The sequence below is a fragment of the Zarconia sp. genome, assembly GCF_057467645.1.
This window is the reverse complement of record NZ_JBRJXU010000173.1, coordinates 1-20,394: the sequence shown is the minus strand read 5'-3', so window position 1 is coordinate 20,394 and position 20,394 is coordinate 1. Positions and strand designations below refer to the sequence as shown.

Here is a 20,394-nt window from a genome sequence, read left to right as displayed (position 1 = left end):
ATCGCTCGCATCAGATTTACGCTGGGGCAATCTGAAGCCCGAATTTTGGCAAAAGCGATCTCAATTTATCCCAAAAAAGCGATCGGTCTTGAAACGCGCTCGAATTAGATGAATAGAACTTAGATTGTTCTCAAACGTTTAACAAACTTAACAGGAGTCCAGAAAAAACTGAAAATTACAACGAATTGAGAACTAAGTCTTGTCATTAGACCGAAAAATCCTTACTCATAGTAAGGGTATCAACTGAGAAAAGTCAACGGAAGTCACAGTCTTGTCACAAAGATAAGAGTGCTGACTCCCGATCTCCAAGCGATCGAGATTTGGCTTCCCATCTATTCCTTTTTTGCATCGGAAGGGTCTCGTCCGGTCACGCTTTCGATCGCCGCTAAAGCTGCTCGCGAACCGGCAATGATATCTCGTTCTTCTCCTCCCAAATACAACCGTCCGAAACTTCCCACTGCTTGCACTTGCAAAATATTAATTTCTGCGGCTTTTTCCGCTTCGTTTGCCGCCAGGGCTGCATAAGCCGCCGGAGTCACTTCCAACACGTATAGCGTTTGTCCGGCCAAAATCATTTGTCCCCGACGATTGCGATTGATGAGCTGGGTATGGTGGGGATCGAGATTGCGGATAATTTGACTCGAAACGACGCGGGGTTTGAGGCGTTCTTGTTCGCGCACCCCCAATGCCCCCAGAATGGCTCTCCCAGCGGCTCGAATTTCGCCCTGTTTGTTAGAGTGCACTTCGAGCAAACCGTAGAGGCGTTCGACGAACTGCACCCCAGGACGCACGGAGGTGGATTTGAGGGCGACATCGGTAATGCGATTAATTTCGATGCCGGGAGAGATTTCGATCCACAGCGACGTATCCCCCGGTAGGGGCAAAAATCCCAACGCTACGGTTCCCATATAGGCAGCGTGCTGTGGCTGCAAGCTATCGATATAGACGTAACTGCGCAGTTCGATTCCCAAGATATCACTCTCCGTTATTGAGGAACGCCCGATTCGAGGCAATTCCCGGCCAAGGCGATGATATCAGAGTTCGGAATTCAGAATGTTGGCAGCGCGCAATTATCGCTAACAGTATCTGGTCAGGGTTAGGTGTAGGGTGTAGGGTGACCGGGTGTGGGGAAAAGGGATCGATCGTGATAGTTAACGGAAGCAGCGGGGAGCTGAAGAAGATAGATACTGGTGAAATCTGAGATTGTCCGCACCCATCGTGGCTACGGCTCAAATCTAAAATCGCGCAATCTAATATCTAAAATTCTCAACACCCCAACCTCAGTTTGTATGCTTTCCCCTCTCTACTCCGTGCAAGTGATGCTCCATTTTCCCACTCTTGAGTCGCATCATATAATCTTCGAGATCGGCGGCTACTTTTCCCGAGAGCAAAAAACAGCCGAGTAAATTGGGAAACGCCATCACGAAAAAGGTCATATCGCTAAAATCGACGATCGCCGTTAAATCTTCTCGCACGGAACCCAAAAAGATACACGCCACAAACAAAATTCGATAGAGCAGTGCGGATTTTTCCCCCAGCAAATAAACCCAACACTGCTCTCCGTAGTAACTCCAAGAAATCATCGTCGATAAAGCAAACAGAAACGTTGCTGCGGCCAACATGCCGGGAAACCACGGAATCACCGTGCCAAAAGCTTTCGAGGTCATCAGAACCCCTGCCAGACCTTCAGCGTACTCCTCTTGATACGCTCCAGTCGTCACAATAACCAGAGCGGTCATGTTGCAAATGACAACGGTGTCGATAAAGGGTTCGAGTAATGCTACGAGTCCTTCTCGAATCGGTTCCTGGGTACGAGCGGCAGCATGGGCGATGGCCGCCGAACCCAATCCGGCTTCGTGGGAGAAAACCGCTCGGCGAATCCCCTGCACGAAAACCCCAAGTGCTCCCCCGGTAATTGCCGCACCGGGAGAAACCGCTTCCCGTGCGATGGTGGCAAATGCTCCGGGAATGTCGGCGGCGTGAACTCCCAGCACCCACAGAGCTGCAATGGTATAAATCGCGGCCATCAGCGGCACGAGGGTCGAGGCGACTTTGGCAATCCGCCGAATCCCACCCAGAATCACAGCTCCGACTAAACTGGCGACGAAAAAGCCATACAGCCAGTTGGGTACGGTCACAATTTCCGAAACGGCCACGTAGGATTCGTGGGTTTGAAACATATTGCCACCCCCCAAAGCCGAACTCAAACACAGAAAGGCGAACAAGATGCCTAAACCTTGCCCGAGAGGATGCAGTCCGATTTCCGACAGACCTTTTCCGAGGTAGTACATCGGGCCTCCCAAGACGGTTCCGTCGGGTTTGATGATGCGGTATTTTTGGGCGAGGGTACATTCAACAAACTTACTGGTCATCCCAAACAGTCCCGCCACGGTCATCCAAAATGCGGCACCGGGCCCCCCAAGCTGAATGGCGATCGCCACCCCAGCAATATTTCCCAATCCCACCGTGGCGGAAAGAGCCGTGGAAAGGGCTTCAAAATGGGAAACTTCTCCCGCTTCGTCTGGGTTATCGTAGCGTCCCAGGACGATGGAGAGGGCGTGTTTGAGACCCCAAAAGTTGACAAAAGTCATCCGCCAGGTGAAAAATATCGCCCCCAGGGTCAACCACCCGACAACGAGTGGAACGCCACCGAGGCTGAAGAAAAGAATCTTCCCGATACTTTCAACGATTTGCGCGAATGTCGCGTTCGTTATATCGATAAACTGTTCGATCGAGCTGTCTTGAGCCTGAGCTACGATTGCCAAGAGAACTGCTAGAAAAAGCCACCAAAAAAGCCACCATCTTCGCATGAATTTTGTTGGGCGCGTTTATGAATAACTTCAAGGGTTTCGATCGAAAAACCGGGTAAAACGATCGAGTTATTCAAAGATGCTACTGATGGCGGGTGTCACTTAACAATCCAAAACCTGACAATGCCGGGTAAAAGGGGAGCTGGGGGAGCGGAAAATACGATCTGCTCGATCGTCACGGAATTTGGCATCAAGTTGCACGTGGCGTTATTGAGAAGCGCCGAACGATCGATTGAGGGAGAGGGAGGAACCCCACAGATGGGTCTGAATTCTAGGTTGAGACGATCGAGAACTCTCCCTTAACCCTTAACCCTTAACCCTTAACCCTTAACCCTTTTCCTCCAGACGTCCATTGCCTTCCCGTTACTTATAAACGGGCATCACGCCACTGCTCAAACGTTCCATGTAATCTTGGGTATCTGCGGCGACTCCATTACACAGTAGAAAACCACCGAGTATGTTGGGAAATGCCATGGAGAGGAGCATCATATCGCTAAAATCGAGTACGGCTCCTAAATTGAAGATGGAACCGAGAAAGACGCACAGGACAAATAAGACTCGGTAGATACCCATGGTTCCTTCCCCGAGCAAGAACGTCCAAGCCCTTTCACCGTAGTAACTCCAGGAAATCATCGTCGAGAAGGCAAACAAAAATACGGCGATCGACAAAATGATGGGGAACCAGCTAATGACACTGCCAAAGGCCGCTGAGGTGATATCCACGCCCGAGAGGTCTGTTTGTTGGTAGGTTCCGGTAATCACCACCACTAACGCAGTCATGTTGCAAATCACCACGGTATCGATAAAGGGTTCGAGTAAGGCCACAATACCTTCTCGCACGGGTTCGTGAGTTCGAGCGGCAGCATGGGCGATGGCGGCCGATCCGATACCGGCTTCGTTGGAAAAGACCGCTCGCCGAATCCCCTGTACCAACACGCCGACAAATCCCCCTTCGATCGCCTCGGGAGAGAATGCGCCTTGAACGATCGTGCCTAAGGCGGCGGGAATTTGCGGCAGATTCGTCAGCAAAATCCACAATGCGGCGATGACGTAAATCAAGCACATGGAAGGAACGAGGGCAGCAGCAACAGAACCGATACGCTGGATGCCCCCTAAAATCACCAGACCTACTAGAATGGCAACTCCCAAACCGTAAGCCCAGTTGGGGATGGGGATAATATTGGCAACGGCGGCGTAGGATTGGTTGGCTTGGAACATATTACCGCCACCTAAGGACGCACCAATGCACAAAATGGAGAAGACGATCGCTAACACTTTTCCGAGGGGACGCAATCCCCGTTCGGCTAAACCCCGAGACAGATAGTACATCGGACCGCCAGAAATGTGACCGTCGGGTTTGACGATACGGTATTTCTGAGCGAGGGTACATTCGACGAACTTACTCGTCATCCCGAACAGTCCGGCGAGGGTCATCCACAACACGGCACCGGGACCGCCAAGGCTAATGGCGATCGCTACCCCAGCAATATTTCCCAATCCCACGGTGGCGGAAAGAGCCGCAGACAGCGCTTGGAAATGGGTGAGTTCTCCTTCTTCATCTGGGTCGTCGTAGTGTCCCAGAACGACAAAAATTGCGTGTTTGAAGGCGCGGATGTTGATGAAGCTCATCCGAAAGGTGAAAAAGAGCGCTCCGCCAATCAGCCAGATGACGATGAAGGGAATGCCGCCAATGGTGAAAAAGAGGACGGTTTCCATCGCGGCCACGATTTGAGCGAAGAAATCATTCAAGGTGGCGAACAGGTTTCCCCCAGTGGACTCTTGACTCTGGGCCAATGCTGCGGTGGGGAATGCAAGAAGGAGAACAAATAAAATCCAGCGTTGTTTCATCAGGGTTGGGGGTTAACGAGCAAACTCAAATTTCAAGAACGATACATCGAGTGTATTTTAACGAGTTGTGCGGACGTGGCTGCGACCCTCGGTGAGGGCGATCGTTTTTCGGGATGGGTTCAATAATTAACGTCAGTTCGGGTTACTGATGCAATTGAGTGCAATTGACCCGTTTTATCGCCACGATCGGTGGTGAAAGGTTTGTTTCATTGTGCCGGAAGGTTTGAGATTTGAAAACCCTCACGGGGGCGATCGTCCCTCGTTATTACCCGCCAGTCTAACTTTCGATCGCTCTTTATCTGAATAGTTGCTCACGTGTTAGTATTTGAGGGTCGAGCTTATCAAAACAGCCATGACCACCGCGACTCAAGTTAAATGTGCCTGCGAACCTTGCCAGTGCCTCGTTTCAACCGATTCAGCGTTCTCCAAAGATGGGAAGTATTACTGTGGTGAGCCTTGTGCCAACGGTCATCCCAACGGAGAGAGTTGTTGCAATAGCGATTGTTCTTGCGGCTAGTTGTCAAGAGTATCCTAGATACAGATGCTGACCCCATCTTGGAATTTGAATTCCATTGAAGTGAAGAACCGATTTCTCTAGAGAGTGTTTCTCGAAAGAAATCGGTTTTTCGTCGTGATGCCATATGTAATTTTGTGCTGAGTCACCACGTGACGAATTAAGTTGCCCATGGCGTGAGTTGTCGGTGGAAATCATTTCAGAACCGGCGATCCCAACGGAACAATCCGGTTCGACGGTTGGAAGGGGTGTAAAACAAAATGTTGGGGATCGGAGTCAATCCAACATTGGAAAGTGTGGTTTATACTGATGAGCGAGTCTCGGCTGAGGGGTGGCAATCGCCATAGGATGAGTCGTTATACTCAGGACTATTAACGTGGTTTTCGTTCAAACCGGGTTCTACGATAAACCCGATCGCAACTTATGGAACGGATGAAAGTACCTTTCGGATGGCAGGTTTGGGGTTGGTTCACCTTACTCGCCTCCCTAGGCGTTCACGGCTTCCTCCTCAGCTTGCCGATGTCCTTTTCGCTGGATGCGCCGGAACCCGAACCCGAACCCATCGCGGCTGTTCCTCTGACGACGCTGCCGGAAATCGCTTCACCGCCACCGGAAGTTGAAACCACGGCTGTCGAACCTACATCAGAATCTGTCTATGGTGAGGAGGAAACTTACGAACCCGAATCCGAATATAGTTCTGCTGTGGAGGAAGTTTACGAACCCGAACCGGAATACATTGCGGCAGATACTCTAACTTACGAACCCGAACGACAGGTTACAACCCCGTTCGCCACAACCGTTTCCCAAACAAGGCGATCGAATTTCGAGCAAAAGCCTTACCAAACACCTCAACCCGAATCGGAGGCATCTCCAATTTTCACCAAGAAATACGTGATGAATCGCTCCTCTCAAGAAGAGTCAGGTAGTGGAAGTGAAGATGATGAGGTGTTGGAAACAATCGCCAGTGAAAAACTTCAAATGGCATTAGGAGGGTTTCGAGGTGGTGGTGATTTTTCTACCGTCGAAGGAGCCGATACGTTAGCGATGCTCTATGGTGTCGATGACCTAGAGATACTAAAAAGCTCATTTACGAGCGGGCAGGAGAACGAGCTGAAACCCGAAATCGATCCCGCACAATTTCGCTGGATTGATGATAAAACTCTAGAACAAGTCACGGCTGAGATTGATGCGAATATCCCCAAAGATATTTTTGTCATCAACGAGATACCCAAAAACCGCCTTGCAGATCGATATGAAGGTCGGGTTTTTGAAGTTAAAAGTCAAAGAGGCAATTTTGTCCGCTATATCAATTTAGTGCAGCTTTATATGGACCAGGAACCGAATGCAGGAACTTTATTTGTCGTTTGGAATCAGCTTCCAGAATTAGAACTCTAAAAAAATAGATGCAATTGCATCGGTTCAAGATTGGGAATTTTAAACGTAAAATGGAATCCCTTATTTCTCGATTAAGTCAACTCCAGTCTTAAATTCGGCATTAACGATCGCAAATAGGTTAAAGAATTCTGATGCCAGCCAATCTCTTTAGACCCTAGAACTGTCATGTGGATACGTTTCTGGTGGCGCACTTGAATGACAAATTTCGACAGCATCCTGATTCCCGAACTATCAATCGATTTTAACCCTTGCAGGTTCAGAATAACGAACGGCGGTTGAGTTTCGATCGCCAAATTCAAAAATTTGCTGACAAACGCGCAGTTTTCTCCCCCAGCCAAGCAAGGATTTTGAAAATTCACGATCGCCTTTTCGCGATCGCAGCGGATGAAGCAATCCTCGATCTTAATTTCCATCGTCATATCTGTAACCCGAGTTGACTTGCTAGTAAAAGCACCTTCGATCGTGCAAACGATATCGAGTTATATCGTCGATTGAATCATCATTGAAATCTTCTGAAACCTTGGCATAAATTGAAGTTTATGTTGCGTAAAAGTACGGCAATGTATTCAGAAAAATATGAGTATAGCATCCAAGAAATCGGAATTCTCGCAGATGACCAATAGCTCGATGGTGCGACTGATTGTTCTCTTTCTGTGATGGTACGGTTGACTTCTGTCAATTGCGTGTAATTCAGATTCAGTTTTACAGAAGTTTTATATTGCCAACCGAGTGCATCGGTTATCTTTATAACTATTTGTCACAAGAAAATATGTCACGTTAGATACAAGTCAGAGATAAGATAGAAGGCTGACTTTACCAATTCCCATCCCGAGTTCGGAGTTTTGAAAACAGCCTGAAAAGTAACAGTTTGTCTGTAATCCTTAATATTTATTCAATCGATCGAAACTCCGTAAAATCCCGTAAATTCGTTCGATTTATAAGTTTTGTTTATATAAATACAGATCTCGCTCTTGTCAGTAGATTTACGTAAGCTTTACCGAGCTGGGCTGCGATCGAGGCATATCTTGGATAAAAAACGATATGACCCGGCGAACCCCTTGCTTTTGCCACCATGCGTCCCGCGCGCGCCATTAGAGTCGTTCTGGGTGGGTTTCTCTATTGAGTCTTGAAATCGTGTCGTTACTCCAAACTCAACCAGCTAAATAATTCCGCTACTGAAAGCTGCCAATCCCCCAGAATATCCAACACTGGAAGAAGATCGTCTCCTTCCTTAAATTCCGGCAGGCGATCGGGTTGAAAGACCGTCACGGACTCATCGCTAGGATCGAGAAACCACGCCAGCTTCGTTCCCTGCTGAATGCAAAAGGTAATATTGCGAATCACGCGGTTGGGAGATTGGTCTGGAGAGAGAATTTCAATCGTCCAGTCCGGGTAGGTTTCAAACCGATTGGCAATTCGACCGTTCTCTTGACGAGGAATTCTCGACCATTCAAATACGGTAATATCGGGAACGATCGAGCGTCCGCTAAAAGTGCAGCGTAATTCTGTAAATGCATGAACTAACTTTTTGGGAAGTCCAACCTCATTAATGGACGATCCCAAACGAATTTGTAATGTGCTGTGTTCACCTTGAGGCATGGGTTTATGGTAGATTTTACCGTTGATGTATTCACTGGCGGGTTTGGTTTCTGGCATCGCCAAAAACGCTTCTAAAGAAAGGTGGGTGGGTTTGGGAGTTGTGGCAGTCATCGCAACCAATTCTCGTAAAATGACGAAGATGAATGGGGCAGTATTAATACTGTATCGCCTGCCGAATTTCTCGGGCCGTTGCTGGGGCGAGGAGTACTCCATTGCGGTAGTGTCCCGTTGCCAGGAGAACGTTGCGATAGCCGGGGAGTTTACCGATAATCGGGGCGGGTCTGCCTTGAGGACGGGGACGCAAACCCGACCAGTGCCGGATAATCTCAGCGTTGGCTAAACTCGGACAAAAGTCGATCGCCTCGGCCATCATTCCTTCGAGGAGAGCCGACTCGGCAACGATTTCCCCAGAATCACTTTCTGGTGCATCCGGGGGAAACTCTACCGTTGCCCCCAGCCAATACTCGGCATTTCCCAGGGGAACGATGTGGATGTCGTTGCCGGTAATCACGGGTTCGTTTTCGGCGAGGGGTTTTTGCAATCGCAAGCGCAATGCCTGACCCAAAACCGGTCGAATATCCACCGGTTGCTCTAGGGTTTGGGTGAAGGGAGTCGATCCCAAACCGGCTGCAACTACCACCCAATCGGCTTCGATCGACTTTTGAATCTTGGAGGATGCGGGGGAATGATAGTGGATGTGCTGGCAAACCCGTTCCTCAGAGGTTTCTTCAGAAGTGGCCCCAGAGACGATCGCATCGAAATCAAAGGTCACCCCCGCAGCCTGTGCCGCTTTGACTAATGCCTGAGTTAACGCCACCGGATCGATTTGCCGATCGTCTGGAGATGCGATCGCGGCGATAATATTGTTGCAGTTGAGATAGCCAAATCGCTCGCGAACTCGATCGTTCGGCCAAATTTCGAGTTTTAGCCCTTCTTGCGCTCGAATCTCCACCAGTTTTTGCCATTTCTCTAAATTGCGATCGGCATTTTCGTCGGCAAAACAGAGTTTGAGAATGCCGTTGCGATTGAAGGGGATGGTTCGATCGGTTCGCGCTTCGAGTTCGGGAATTAAGGTTTCGTAGCGATCGAGACTCGCCCGTCGCAATTTCCAAGCTCGACTTTTCACCTTTTTTTGACTGATAATTCCCATGAGCACTCCCAACGCTGCCCCCGTTGATTCTCGGGCGGGAGGTTGGCGATCGAGTACGGTAATTTTGAGTCCGGAAACTTGGCTGAGTTCGTAGGCAACCGTCGCGCCGATAATGCCGCAGCCAATAATCGCAACATGGTTCATAACCTATTAACCCAGTTCGCACGCCATCAAGCGCGCCAGGAAATAGTTGGTCATTTTCGAGCCATACGGGGAATTCCACCATCGGGAGGGATGACAGCCCGTCGGAGCTGCTAGGGAGTAATCCAACTCGCTACATTTAAGCCATTTCCCATTGACTCTCCAGCCAACGGTTGCGCCCCATTTCTCCACCAGAGCGCGATCTTGACGAATCGTCGAGGCTAAATCGCCACCGATACTTTGATAAATGGCAAGTTGGGAAAGAAAGCCAAAACGACCCTCACTATAATCGCTCCACAATCGATCGATGGTTTTGAGGGCATTACAGGGAAACTGTTCGATTTCTTTGGGGGTGAGTTCTTCGAGATCGGATTTTCCCGAAATATCGAGAATTAAGTGAATCGTTTCGCGATCGGCATCGGACCATTGACCGGCTGCCAGCAGGGTTTGCAGCTTTTGATATCGATAGACATCGGGAACTAGGCGCAAATTTTCCTCAATCCGGGCCATGCGATCGAGCAGTTCCGTAGCCGGCTGGGGGGATGTGGCATTCTTTTCGAGTTGAGATTCGATCGCCGATACGCGAGTACTTAATTGTTCGAGCAGTTCGAGTATGCTGGCCAATTGAGAATCGAGCGTTTCTCCTGGCTCTTGTTGAGGGTTTTCCATATTCGGGTCAAGGGAATAGCAGGAAAGCTCGATTTTATCAAATCTCCTCAGCTACCGGGAGTCTCTGGGGCAGCCACACCCAATCGATCGCGCCAAGCCGCTAAATCCGCCAGCGCCCGATCGCGATAGACCCCGTACCGTTCGCGCTTGTTGCGAATCTTCTGAGGCAATTGGGGAATAATCCCGAAGTTGGGCGGCATCGGTTGAAAGTGTTTGGGAGAGGCCGAGGTAATGAAATCGAGCATTGCCCCCATCATCATCGTTGTCGGTAGCTGCACCGGTTGCAAACCCAATGCCAGTCGCGCCGCATTGGTTCCCGCTAACCAACCCCCTGCTGCTGCGGCGGTGTAGCCTTCTGTTCCCGTCAGTTGTCCGGCGGCCAACACCGTGGAACGGGTCTTGAATTGAAGGGTGGGTTCGAGGAGTTGGGGGGAATTGATAAAAGTATTGCGGTGCATAACACCCATGCGGACGAACTCGGCATTTTCCAACCCCGGAATCAGGCGGAACACCCGTTTTTGTTCGCCCCAGCGCAGGTTCGTTTGGAACCCCACCAGATTCCACAGCTGTCCGGCTTTATCTTCCTGGCGCAATTGCACCACGGCGTAGGGGCGTTCTCCGGTGCGATCGTCGCTCAATCCCACGGGTTTGAGGGGGCCGTAACGCATGGTATCTTCCCCCCGCTTGCCCATTTCCTCGATGGGCAAACAACCCTCAAAAAACTTGGAGGTTTCTCGCTCGAAATCCTTAAGTTCTGCCTGTTCGGCGGCACACAACTCTTGCCAAAATCGCAGGTACTGCTCCTTATCCATCGGGCAGTTGATGTAGTCGGCATCGCCTTTATCGTAGCGAGAGGCGCGAAATGCGACTTCCATGTCGATCGAGTCGCCAACGACGATGGGACTGGCCGCATCGAAAAAGCTCAGGTACTCCAACCCCGTGAAGCGTTGCAAATCCATCGCCAGATCGTGGCTGGTGAGGGGGCCGGTGGTGAGGACGACAATGCCTTCGGGGGGAATCTGTTTGACTTCTTGGCGAGAGAGGGTAATCAGGGGATGATGGGAGAGGGTTTCGGTGAGATCGCGACCGAAAACCGCGCGATCGACGGCTAATGCGCCCCCGGCTGGAACTTGGTGTTCGTCCGCTTTGCCGATGACGATCGAACCCAATTGACGCAGTTCTTCGTGCAGCAATCCCGCCGCCCGATCGGTCGCTTTCGCCCCAAAGGAGTTGCTACAAACGAGTTCGGCGAGTTCGCCGGTATGGTGTGCCGGACTTCGATACACCGGACGCATTTCGTGCAACACCACCGGAATTCCCGCTCGGGCAATTTGCCATGCCGCTTCGGTTCCTGCCAGTCCGCCGCCGATGACTTGAATTGAATCTCGCTCGATCGTTGCCATCTTTTCTCCGATAAGTATTTGTGTTTAAGTGTATTTACGTATTTTAGTTTTTTTGAGCTTTTGAGACCCGAAAATCGACGATCGCTGAATTACATTGTGGGTTTACGCAAAATTCAAGAATTAAACCTGGCAACTTAAGATTAAATATGATACATTATCATACTATATTATAAAGTTTTAATTATTGTTTTTATTCACCGGTCGAGACTCAAAAAGACTCTTTAAGCTTACGTCTTGTTTCAATCCTGTTTTCGACAAAATATATTCACTCAAATTTAAGATAAGCCTAATCTGATTTAGGGTGTGTCGATCGCTCGGTTAAATCTGGCTTTCTCGACTTTTATTGAATAGAGACCCCCATCATATGTCAAAAGAATCTGGTGAGATGACGATCGCAACCAAACTCGATCGTGCCAAACAACTCCAAGAGCAAGGGAAATTTGATGAAGCCTTGCCTTTATTGCTCGAGATCGTTGAAGCGTCACCCACTCACTTTCGGGCACTGATGCAAGTGATTTCCATTCATGAAGATTGCCAAGAATGGGAGCAAGTGGTGACGTATTGCCAGCGAGTTTTGGAATTGAAACCCGATCGCGTTCCAGTGTATGGGAAACTTGCGAAAGCATTGCAAAAACAAGAGGATACTCACGGGGCGATCGCGGCATATCAAAAGGCGATCGAACTTAAACCCGACCAATCAGCTGGTATTTACGCAAATTTTGGCAATGCCCTCAGCGAAGTCGATCGAATTGACGAAGCTGTTGATGCCTACCGTAACTCCCTCAAGCGCAAATCGGAACAACCCCACGTGCAGTTGAAACTGGGGGATTTGATAGGAAAACGCGGTCAGTTGGGGGTCGCCGCAGAATACTACCAACAAGCCTTCACCCTCAAACCCGAGTGGGGGGAAAAAATCCAGATGAAGCTGGCGGAGATTCGGATGCAACAAGGGCAACTCGACGGGGCTATTTCCCACTACCAAACTGCTCTGCGAATCAACCCCAACCTGGCGACAGCTTATCAAGGATTGGGGGATGCATTTCAACAAAAGGGGTTGTCGGAAGATGCCCTAGAAAACTACAAAAAATCTCACAAGCTCAAACCCAATCCGACACTCAAAAAAGCGATCGACGCGGCAACCCCCAAACCCGTTTCCGAACCCGAAATCCTGGAAGAATTCACGACGCAATCGAAAGAACCGACAGGGGATGTTCCTGATGCAGCCTTAGCCACCAAAGGCTCCTCCGAAGCCACTGGTCCGATGATGGGAAACAAGTTCAGTAAGATGGGGAAATTTAAAATTAGAAGCAAACCCAAACCCGTCGACCAAAAACAACTCGAAGGAAAAGAAATCTTCCCCTCAGTTGATATTCAATGGAATCGTACCAGTCTGATTTTCTGGAGTCTCTTTCTGGGGGGTCTGTATATTGCGGGATTGATGTCAGCCTTGTCCTCTGGGGTGAAAGCAATTATCATTGCCATGACTGCGGGTCCGATTCTGCTCGGGGCGTTTATCGGTCTGCTATTCTTTATCAACCGTAATGTGTAGTCAGGAATCTGCGGGACAAGAACATACCAATCGTAGGGGTCAACGACCGCAAGCACCTGTCATCATGGCTGCGCTCAAACCCCTACGGTAAGTCGTTGGCAAGCTGGTCTCTTATTTTTTTGCAAGTCCCTAAACTGAAAAATCAAAAAATTTAGGTCCAAACAATTTAGGGCGCACTGCGGTGCGCCCCGATAATTATATTCAGTATTGAAATAGTTAGTTGCCCTTTAGAGGGGAACCGCAACCCACGACTCGCTTATTCGTGGCGGGCGTAGTCGTCTTGGAAACGAACGATATCATCTTCACCTAAGTATTCGCCGTTCTGCACTTCAATTAAAACCAAGGGAATAACACCGGGATTTTCGAGGCGGTGGGCGGTTCCTTGGGGAACGTAGGTGGATTGGTTGCTGTAGACGATTTCTTCGTTGTCACCGCAGGTGACTTTGGCGGTGCCGGAGACGACAATCCAGTGCTCGCTGCGGTGGTGGTGCATCTGGAGGCTGAGACGGTGTCCGGGCTTAACCTCAATGCGCTTAATTTTATATCTCGGGCCTTCTTCTAAAATGGTGAAGGAACCCCAAGGGCGTAATTCGGTTGCTGCGACTCCGTTTTGGGGAAGAGACAGAGGGGCCAGAGCCGTTTCAGACATTTCGCGAGCGTGAACCATAACGTTCGTCCTTGAAGAGGTAACTTTTTTGGATAGGTTATCGATCGAACCGACCAATTTCCTGAGTGCGCCGCACCATGACTTGTCCGGCACAACTACTATTCTGGTATAGGAATGGAAAAAGTGGAAGAATCTATATCAATTCTTCACGTCGATCGAGAAGGCTTTAAAAAGCCTTTAAATTTAAATTCATTTTAACTTTTTTGATTTCTTCATCGTGTTCTGTATTTATCAAATTCGATGCAATCTACGGTGAATTTAACCAAATATTGAGTAGCAATAGATACAGTCAATAAATTAATTTATGAATGTATTGGCGACATTAGTTAATTATACTCATGACTGTTTTTAAAAATTTGAGTAAGGCAGGAGTTTCTTAGAAACAATGCCTTCTCTCAATTCGATAATCGATCGCACCTCAATAGATTCCTCATGGAATTGCTCAATCGTCAGCTGGGGATACCAAAAATACCCCCAAGCCATTGTGAACCCGAGACACTTTGCGAGGAGAGCGATTGATAAGCTGACCCCCCAGAGACAAAGATGCCGACCCCCCGCCATCGAGATTGAGGGCATCAACAGCTCCCAATTGCCGCACGATTTGCGCAGTTTGAGCTAACGTCGGTCCAAATCCCTGAGTGCCATAATGAATCGTCACCAGTAGCAAAGTTCCCGCATCCGTTGTCGCGATCGCACTTCTCGGGGCCGCACCTTCCCGAAAATTTTCGTTGAAGCGTTCGGCTTCTGCATCCAGAACGATTTCACCCTCACGCATCAGCACTGGCCCAGCGGCGAGAATATCGGGATAATCGGCGAATTCGGGAGGATCGAGGGTTCGATCGGACTCTAACTCCATACCGATGGCTAACCCATCGAGTACCGTCGGATCGTCGCGAATCACCAGCAGGTAGCCGTTCGGGGGAATGGGAACGTTTCGACGACCGGCTTTGCCTCCCTCCTGAATCTCGATAATACGGCGATTGTAGACGATGGCGATCGCTTCGTTATCCAGAATCGGCACGTAAGTTTCGCCCCACTCCCGCGTATACCGAGAGACCCCCGCTCCCACGTAGCCGCTATTGAGATCTCGCACGGAAATCCGATCGCCCGAAGAAGTCGTTAGGGTTTCTTGCAAGCTCAACCGATCGATTCTAATTTCTCCCGCATCGTTCCAGGCGATCGCCCCTCGGTGGAGAATGGGGCTAGAAAACCACAAACCATCTCGCCGAATGGCCCCCAAAGATAGCTCGCGATTGCGATTGAAGTAGCCGCTATTAATCGCCGCCGCCGCCCCCCACAGCGGTGCGGTTTGCCACAAGGGAGCAATGCCCACCTGAGTCTCGGGATGCGTCCAAATCGGATCGAGTTTTACGAGGGGATTCCCAACATCCACTTCCAGCCAGAAGACCGGAAATCGAGCTTCCTGGGTATCGAACATCTGCTGTCGCCAGCGAATCCCCGGTGCCCAGGCGATATCTCGCGCCACGAGGGCATCGGGACGCATTTCGATAACCAAACCCGGCGGATCGGATAAGCTGGAAATCCTTGGGGGCAAACTGGCTGGCGTATTCAGATAGATGCGGGTTTGCTCTCCATCGGCTTTGACAATAAAAGGTGGGGGTTCGATAGGGGGTTGCTTGCGATCGAGGTTTTGTATCGGTTGGGGGGAGAATCGATCGAGCAGCACCTCCGGCGTTGAGGCATCGAGCAGGACAACCCACCCCTCATCAGTGCGATCGAGTTGCCAGGGGGTCGGGAGATCGAGTTCGAGTTCGATTTGTTTTCCCCATTGGCGATCGCTTACATAAATACTTTCGACGCGCGCCGTTGGTGACAATATATATAATATCTCGTCCTGCACTGCCAGCTCCCAATCCATCTGTCGAGCCAACTCGGTTATGTCGAGATAACGGTAGCCATCGGCGAGGGTGGCGGGTAAGGTGACGTATCCCGAGTCAAACCACTGCACCGGCTGTTGGGTAAAATCTGCGGTATCGACCAACTCCACCCCCGCAATTTGCATCAATCCCGTATCGCTAATGCCGATGCGTTCGCTGGTTTCTCCCGGTAGGGTACGCCAAGCCACCGGCCACGATCGCCCGTTGATTTGAACTTGCCTCCCCTGTTTTGAGGTTTCAGATAGTGGATTGGGAGGAACTTGTGCAGAATGTGGGTGAGGAACTCCAGCCATTGCGGCAAGCCCGGCAATGGAGTGCAAATTGCGATTCACCTTCGGAGACGCTTCGCGAACGCCTTGAAAATACGCCCCCATTCCCCAACCCAGAACGGCTGCTATAGCGACCGACAGATCGATGAGGACACTCGTGAAGGTAGGCTTCGGGGGACGGGGGTGACGCGGTGACGCGGTGACCCGGTGACGCGGGGAGGGAGAAACGGAGGAATTTTTCATTTTTCATTTTCTCCCCAAGTTCCCAAAACCCCCCAGCCCAATCGCATCTTACGGTCCAAAAAGATTCTCGGCACTATTTTCGAGTTGGTCAAAAAAGAGCAAGAAGCCCAGAACATCGCGGAACGGCTGAGTGAAGGTATTGAGAAAGTTACCGATACTGGCAATCAGATTGCGATCGACCACGATGACATCGTTATCTTGGAGGGTAATATTTTGGGAAATATCCCCTTTAATCGCCGCCTCTGCGTCAAACTCCTGGGTGACGGCTCGTCCGAGTTGTTCGTCAAACCGAATCAGGGCCACATCATCCAAATCCGCTTGACCTAACGGAACCCCTTGGAGAGCATCCACGAGGGTGCTGGTATTCGGTAGGGTGAGAACCCGAAACGAACCCCCTTGACCGCCGCGCCGACCGGTACTGGCATAGCTGAGGACTCGCACCCGAATTTGCTGTTGGGCGAGGGTGGAACGAGCGGCGAGTTGGCGATCGTATTCTTCGCGATCGGTAATATCGAGTTTGGGGACGATCGCCACATCCCCATCTTCCAGGCGTACTTCCGGCAGGGGTTGCCCTTCTAGCAACGGGGTAAACAAATCGAAGACTTCTTCGATGACCGAATTATCCGGCAGGGTGCGACGCACGATCACGTTGCGCAAATTCGCCGTCACTTTCGTACCCCCAGCGGTGAGGAGAACTTGCGACAAATTTGGCGGTGGCACCGGGGCAATGGGGTAAAATCCCGGTCGCGCCACTTCTCCGACGATCGTAATTTGCAGTGCTCTTTGAGGAGGTGCGGTGATAATTGAGTTGTTGACCAGTTCGACATCGTAGTCCCCATCAAATCCAAGGGGGCGTTCGGGAACCACCACCACATCTCCCTCTTGGAGGAGCAAACTGGGAATCGGTGCGCCGGTGGCTAGGGGGGAGTACAAATCGACGATCCGTTCGAGAACCCGTCCGCCGGGTAACGCGCGCTGTACCCGAATCTCGCGCAAATCCGATTCGAGGGTGGCACCACCCGCGACGAGCAAGGCATCATCGACAGTGAGGGTATCGTCGGCGGCCACCCCCAACAGGTAGAAACCCGGACGGGTGACCGCTCCAGTGACGGTTACCAGAATCGGACTTTGGCTGAGTAAGGTCAGAGAAACAATCGGATTAACTAGGAAGCGGTTGAGATCGCGCTGAACTCGGGCGGCTGCTTCATTGGGGGTATAACCGGTCAAGTCGATGGCACCGAGCAGGGGAATGATAATGTTGCCTTGAGGCCCGATACTTCCCTGAATGCTTAAATTCTCGAAGGGTGGCTCGACCCTCAGAAAAATCGCATCTCCCGGACTCAAGCGGTACTGCGTCCAGAGTAAGTCATCGGAAAGGGTGCTTCCGGGAACTTTCGCTCTGGCGGGACGATTGCCGGGATTGTCATCGGTGAGGGGGGGCGGAATTAGCGTGGGTAGGGGGGAAGGTGCCGGTCGTAAAGCGCGGTTGTTCGACCAATAATCGAGGGCGGCAATACTCACCTGGGTTTGAACTTCACCGAATTCGAGTAACTGCTCGAATATCTCGGAGGGTGGCTCGGATGATGATTCGAGTGACCCCTCGAAAAGCTCTGGAAGTAGCTCTTCTGAGTCAGTTTGACCGTACGCTGGGGGGGCAAAAAAACTGAAGCTACTCCACAACGCTGGAATGCCATAGAGGAGAGTTGCGACGAGGCTCGTCACTTGTTTTGGCGTTTTGTTTTCAACCATGCAGAAAGATTTAGGGGGCGATCGAACTTATGACGATTAGGGTGACGGGCTAACCGATTTGGGTTCGGGGGTTTGGGTTTGGCGAACGCACCCGTATTTTTCTTTCCCATTCTCCCATTCTCTGGGGCGATCGCAACCTTCTCATCCCTAACCATTTTTTGAGATCGCCAGTTTTTGCTATTGCTAGCTGTTATATACTAGGTGACTTACTCGCGAGGCTTTCTATTAAATTGATTCATGTGTTCAATACCTGATTTTCCCGATCGTCTCGAGATAAAATTTACCAGATCGATACAGAGAAACTCTCAATAAAGTTAAATGAAATTCCGTCCTATCGTATGAAGTGTACGGGTTTTGCGAAATGTCTGTACCAGCTTGTTGAATCGCGGCAGGAGATGGAAACTCCTCAGATCCTAAAAGAGTGGCAAGACGCTGCTCGTAACGATATCTTTCCCGAGGTTAAGCAGGCTTGGCCAGTGTAGAGGTCTGTGGCTATGGGGTTCAGTGCAAAATGTAGCGATCGAGCTTACTCCCAACGCACCAGCGATCTAACATTCAACCAGTTATAACGGTGCAATAACAAGGGTATCCCAACGAACAAAATCGTGAAGAATGCTGCCAGAGTTATTATCATCCAACCCCCAAGCTGCAAACTACCGCCCAAATAGGTCAACAACAACGTTGAAGGTACCATCCCTAAGAAAGTGGCACTGGCATAAACCGGAAACGATAGTCCCGTCATTCCAGCACCGTAGCTCACTAAATCAAAGGAGAAAACCGGCAGCAGTCGGGTGGCAAAGATCGCCCAACCTAGGTAGCTTTCCCCATATTCGGTAGAAAAACTCAGGGTTTTACCGGTCAAAGCGGCGATAATCGATGGTCCCATAATTTTGCCCAGACTGTAGGCAATCACAGCACCGCCAAACCCACCGACGATCGTGTACGTACCGGCGATCGCTGGGTCCCAAACCGCACCCGCAGCCACTGCTAAAGGCGCTCCGGGAATCTGGCTGACTACCACGGAGAGGGCGATCGTGGCGATGTATAGCACGGGCCCCCACACCCCCATCTGAGCTAGAGTTGATGGCAAAGACTCGGGGCTAACCCATTGGAGCGCTTGCGGTTGCAGAAGCAGTACCAGAGCAATACCCAGGACGATCGCTCCTGTCAGCCAAACAAAATGAGCGTTCGTTGCGATCGAGTTAGAGGTGATGGTTTCGCGGGGATTCATCTGTCGCGCTCCTGGGGGTTGATGTTTGTAGCGTGACAGATGGGACTGAAGAGGAGCTAATGGCTAACTGAGAGAAAGCTAAGAAAGCAGTGCGATCGAGATCGCACATCCTAACGGTATGAGAACGTGCGATCGCGCGGATTAACCCAATGCCTTTTCAATGGCAGCTTTCAAGGCCGGATCGTTGGGAGGAGTTTGGGGATCGAAACGCTCGACCACTTCTCCATCCCGTCCAACGACAAATTTGCCAAAGTTCCAAGAGATATCGGACCCTTCTCCCACCAGAAACTGATAGAGAGGACTGCGATTGGGGCCGTTGACATCTTGCTTTTCGAGCAAGGTAAAGTCTACGTCGTACTTGGTTTTCGTGAAATCTTTAATTTCATCGGGGGTACCGGGTTCTTGGCTACCGAACTGGTTGCAGGGAACGCCGACGACAACGAAACCGCGATCGCCGTATTCTTTATCCAACTCGACAAGACCGCTATATTGAGGGGTGAGACCGCACTGGCTGGCGACATTGACGAACAGAATCGCCTTGTTGGCGAGTACTTCTGGAGACAGCGGCGTACCGTCAAGGGTGGCGAGGTTAGTCGGTAAGGGCATCGTAATTGTATATGTATATTTTTACAACGTTCCCTATTATCAGTCATTCCCGATCCCATGGTGCGGAAAAATTTGGCATGACTGGAAGACGATCGCGATATGATTCGATCGAGAGCCGGTTCGGAGATCTTGCAAAGCGATCGGCAAGACTCAGCTTGCTGTTGGCTGAATGCTGACCGCTAGAAAACCGAACTTCCCCCGCCATGCAAGAGAAGTTCGATGTCACTGACCCCCGGTCTAAAGACACGGGGGCTTGAACCGGACAGGGTTCAACGCGAGCAGTGACTAGACTACAAGGGAGAGTTCGCACTCATTATGACCTTGTTCTAAGACTCGAATAGTTACGAACGTTCGAGTGTTTCCCTAGCTCGGACCTCTTCAAACCTTCTGTCCAAAGGTGTGGGTTAAAGCCCAGAAATGCTACTCGAGTTAGTCTTAGGGACTTACAACTCCATCTCGTGAGGATTATCTCCATGCTACGAGTACCTGTTATTTCAGCCGAGGGTCAACCCCCATTGGTGAAAGGTTAAGGAAATCGCTCGTTTGTCAAGGGTGCGCTCGCCACGATGGCATGGTGAATCGAAAGATGACTCCAGGAGTGAAAGATGGCCCACTCTCAACGTAGTATCCGCGACCATGGCCGAGAAAAACAT

General features: G+C 50.5%; 16 protein-coding genes. 3 read left to right on the top strand and 13 right to left on the bottom strand.

The window, feature by feature from the left end; all coding sequences use genetic code 11:
• Nucleotides 1-332: 332 nt before the first annotated feature.
• The 3 genes from ccmP to AC2215_RS25795 all read right to left on the bottom strand — a co-directional run bounded on the left by ccmP (nucleotide 333) and on the right by AC2215_RS25795 (nucleotide 4,658).
• Complete coding sequence (gene ccmP, locus AC2215_RS25805; protein ID WP_486812902.1) at nucleotides 333-971, bottom strand: beta-carboxysome protein CcmP; 639 nt, start codon at nucleotides 969-971, stop codon at nucleotides 333-335.
• 309 nt (nucleotides 972-1,280) lie between these two features.
• Nucleotides 1,281-2,810, bottom strand: a complete 1,530-nt coding sequence (locus AC2215_RS25800) for an alanine/glycine:cation symporter family protein (protein WP_486812901.1) — start codon at nucleotides 2,808-2,810, stop codon at nucleotides 1,281-1,283.
• 363 nt (nucleotides 2,811-3,173) lie between these two features.
• Nucleotides 3,174-4,658 (bottom strand): alanine/glycine:cation symporter family protein, encoded by a 1,485-nt coding sequence (locus tag AC2215_RS25795; protein WP_486812900.1) that lies wholly within the window; start codon nucleotides 4,656-4,658, stop codon nucleotides 3,174-3,176.
• A 352-nt stretch (nucleotides 4,659-5,010) separates the two neighbouring features.
• Here AC2215_RS25795 and AC2215_RS25790 point away from each other — a divergent pair, with 352 nt between their 5' ends.
• Together AC2215_RS25790 and AC2215_RS25785 are read left to right on the top strand one after the other, a co-directional pair.
• A complete protein-coding gene (locus tag AC2215_RS25790; protein WP_486812899.1) occupies nucleotides 5,011-5,175 on the top strand; it encodes a metallothionein in 165 nt (54 codons plus the stop codon).
• A gap of 429 nt (nucleotides 5,176-5,604) precedes the next feature.
• A complete protein-coding gene (locus AC2215_RS25785) occupies nucleotides 5,605-6,567 on the top strand; it encodes a hypothetical protein (protein WP_486812898.1) in 963 nt (320 codons plus the stop codon).
• Nucleotides 6,568-6,638: 71 nt separating this feature from the next.
• Here AC2215_RS25785 and AC2215_RS25780 read toward each other — a convergent pair whose 3' ends face one another.
• The 5 genes from AC2215_RS25780 to trmFO all read right to left on the bottom strand — a co-directional run bounded on the left by AC2215_RS25780 (nucleotide 6,639) and on the right by trmFO (nucleotide 11,529).
• Nucleotides 6,639-6,980, bottom strand: coding sequence for an STAS domain-containing protein (locus AC2215_RS25780; RefSeq protein WP_486812897.1), 342 nt, complete (start codon nucleotides 6,978-6,980; stop codon nucleotides 6,639-6,641).
• A gap of 727 nt (nucleotides 6,981-7,707) precedes the next feature.
• Nucleotides 7,708-8,277, bottom strand: a complete 570-nt coding sequence (locus AC2215_RS25775; RefSeq protein WP_486812896.1) for a Uma2 family endonuclease — start codon at nucleotides 8,275-8,277, stop codon at nucleotides 7,708-7,710.
• Nucleotides 8,278-8,320: 43 nt separating this feature from the next.
• Nucleotides 8,321-9,460 (bottom strand): NAD(P)/FAD-dependent oxidoreductase, encoded by a 1,140-nt coding sequence (locus tag AC2215_RS25770; RefSeq protein WP_486812895.1) that lies wholly within the window; start codon nucleotides 9,458-9,460, stop codon nucleotides 8,321-8,323.
• A gap of 6 nt (nucleotides 9,461-9,466) precedes the next feature.
• Nucleotides 9,467-10,126, bottom strand: coding sequence for a GUN4 domain-containing protein (locus AC2215_RS25765; RefSeq protein WP_486812894.1), 660 nt, complete (start codon nucleotides 10,124-10,126; stop codon nucleotides 9,467-9,469).
• A 47-nt stretch (nucleotides 10,127-10,173) separates the two neighbouring features.
• Nucleotides 10,174-11,529, bottom strand: a complete 1,356-nt coding sequence (gene trmFO / locus AC2215_RS25760) for an FADH(2)-oxidizing methylenetetrahydrofolate--tRNA-(uracil(54)-C(5))-methyltransferase TrmFO (RefSeq protein WP_486812893.1) — start codon at nucleotides 11,527-11,529, stop codon at nucleotides 10,174-10,176.
• 364 nt (nucleotides 11,530-11,893) lie between these two features.
• Between trmFO and AC2215_RS25755 the strand changes: the two genes are divergently transcribed.
• Complete coding sequence (locus AC2215_RS25755) at nucleotides 11,894-13,078, top strand: tetratricopeptide repeat protein (protein WP_486812892.1); 1,185 nt, start codon at nucleotides 11,894-11,896, stop codon at nucleotides 13,076-13,078.
• 256 nt (nucleotides 13,079-13,334) lie between these two features.
• Here AC2215_RS25755 and AC2215_RS25750 read toward each other — a convergent pair whose 3' ends face one another.
• The 5 genes from AC2215_RS25750 to AC2215_RS25730 all read right to left on the bottom strand — a co-directional run bounded on the left by AC2215_RS25750 (nucleotide 13,335) and on the right by AC2215_RS25730 (nucleotide 19,741).
• Entirely contained in the window at nucleotides 13,335-13,727 is a 393-nt protein-coding gene (locus tag AC2215_RS25750; RefSeq protein WP_486812930.1) for a phosphomannose isomerase type II C-terminal cupin domain, read from the bottom strand.
• A 460-nt stretch (nucleotides 13,728-14,187) separates the two neighbouring features.
• Nucleotides 14,188-16,155, bottom strand: a complete 1,968-nt coding sequence (locus tag AC2215_RS25745) for a phosphodiester glycosidase family protein (RefSeq protein WP_486812891.1) — start codon at nucleotides 16,153-16,155, stop codon at nucleotides 14,188-14,190.
• 48 nt (nucleotides 16,156-16,203) lie between these two features.
• Nucleotides 16,204-17,904, bottom strand: a complete 1,701-nt coding sequence (locus AC2215_RS25740) for an SLBB domain-containing protein (RefSeq protein ID WP_486812890.1) — start codon at nucleotides 17,902-17,904, stop codon at nucleotides 16,204-16,206.
• 526 nt (nucleotides 17,905-18,430) lie between these two features.
• Nucleotides 18,431-19,135 carry a TVP38/TMEM64 family protein gene (locus tag AC2215_RS25735; protein WP_486812889.1) on the bottom strand — a complete coding sequence of 235 codons (705 nt, stop codon included), beginning with the start codon at nucleotides 19,133-19,135 and terminating at the stop codon, nucleotides 18,431-18,433.
• A gap of 141 nt (nucleotides 19,136-19,276) precedes the next feature.
• The gene (locus AC2215_RS25730) at nucleotides 19,277-19,741 is read right to left on the bottom strand and encodes a glutathione peroxidase (protein WP_486812888.1); all 465 of its coding nucleotides are present in this window, start codon (nucleotides 19,739-19,741) and stop codon (nucleotides 19,277-19,279) included.
• Between the last annotated feature and the right edge of the window lie 653 nt (nucleotides 19,742-20,394).

Coding starts and splice junctions, on each gene's coding strand:
- AC2215_RS25800 (WP_486812901.1), bottom strand. CDS start 2,810: ATGCGAAGATGGTGGCTTTTTTGGTGGCTTTTTCTAGCAGTTCTCTTG.
- AC2215_RS25795 (WP_486812900.1), bottom strand. CDS start 4,658: ATGAAACAACGCTGGATTTTATTTGTTCTCCTTCTTGCATTCCCCACC.
- AC2215_RS25790 (WP_486812899.1), top strand. CDS start 5,011: ATGACCACCGCGACTCAAGTTAAATGTGCCTGCGAACCTTGCCAGTGC.
- AC2215_RS25785 (WP_486812898.1), top strand. CDS start 5,605: ATGAAAGTACCTTTCGGATGGCAGGTTTGGGGTTGGTTCACCTTACTC.
- AC2215_RS25780 (WP_486812897.1), bottom strand. CDS start 6,980: ATGGAAATTAAGATCGAGGATTGCTTCATCCGCTGCGATCGCGAAAAG.
- AC2215_RS25775 (WP_486812896.1), bottom strand. CDS start 8,277: ATGACTGCCACAACTCCCAAACCCACCCACCTTTCTTTAGAAGCGTTT.
- AC2215_RS25770 (WP_486812895.1), bottom strand. CDS start 9,460: ATGAACCATGTTGCGATTATTGGCTGCGGCATTATCGGCGCGACGGTT.
- AC2215_RS25765 (WP_486812894.1), bottom strand. CDS start 10,126: ATGGAAAACCCTCAACAAGAGCCAGGAGAAACGCTCGATTCTCAATTG.
- trmFO (WP_486812893.1), bottom strand. CDS start 11,529: ATGGCAACGATCGAGCGAGATTCAATTCAAGTCATCGGCGGCGGACTG.
- AC2215_RS25755 (WP_486812892.1), top strand. CDS start 11,894: ATGTCAAAAGAATCTGGTGAGATGACGATCGCAACCAAACTCGATCGT.
- AC2215_RS25750 (WP_486812930.1), bottom strand. CDS start 13,727: ATGTCTGAAACGGCTCTGGCCCCTCTGTCTCTTCCCCAAAACGGAGTC.
- AC2215_RS25745 (WP_486812891.1), bottom strand. CDS start 16,155: ATGAAAAATTCCTCCGTTTCTCCCTCCCCGCGTCACCGGGTCACCGCG.
- AC2215_RS25740 (WP_486812890.1), bottom strand. CDS start 17,904: ATGGTTGAAAACAAAACGCCAAAACAAGTGACGAGCCTCGTCGCAACT.
- AC2215_RS25735 (WP_486812889.1), bottom strand. CDS start 19,135: ATGAATCCCCGCGAAACCATCACCTCTAACTCGATCGCAACGAACGCT.
- AC2215_RS25730 (WP_486812888.1), bottom strand. CDS start 19,741: ATGCCCTTACCGACTAACCTCGCCACCCTTGACGGTACGCCGCTGTCT.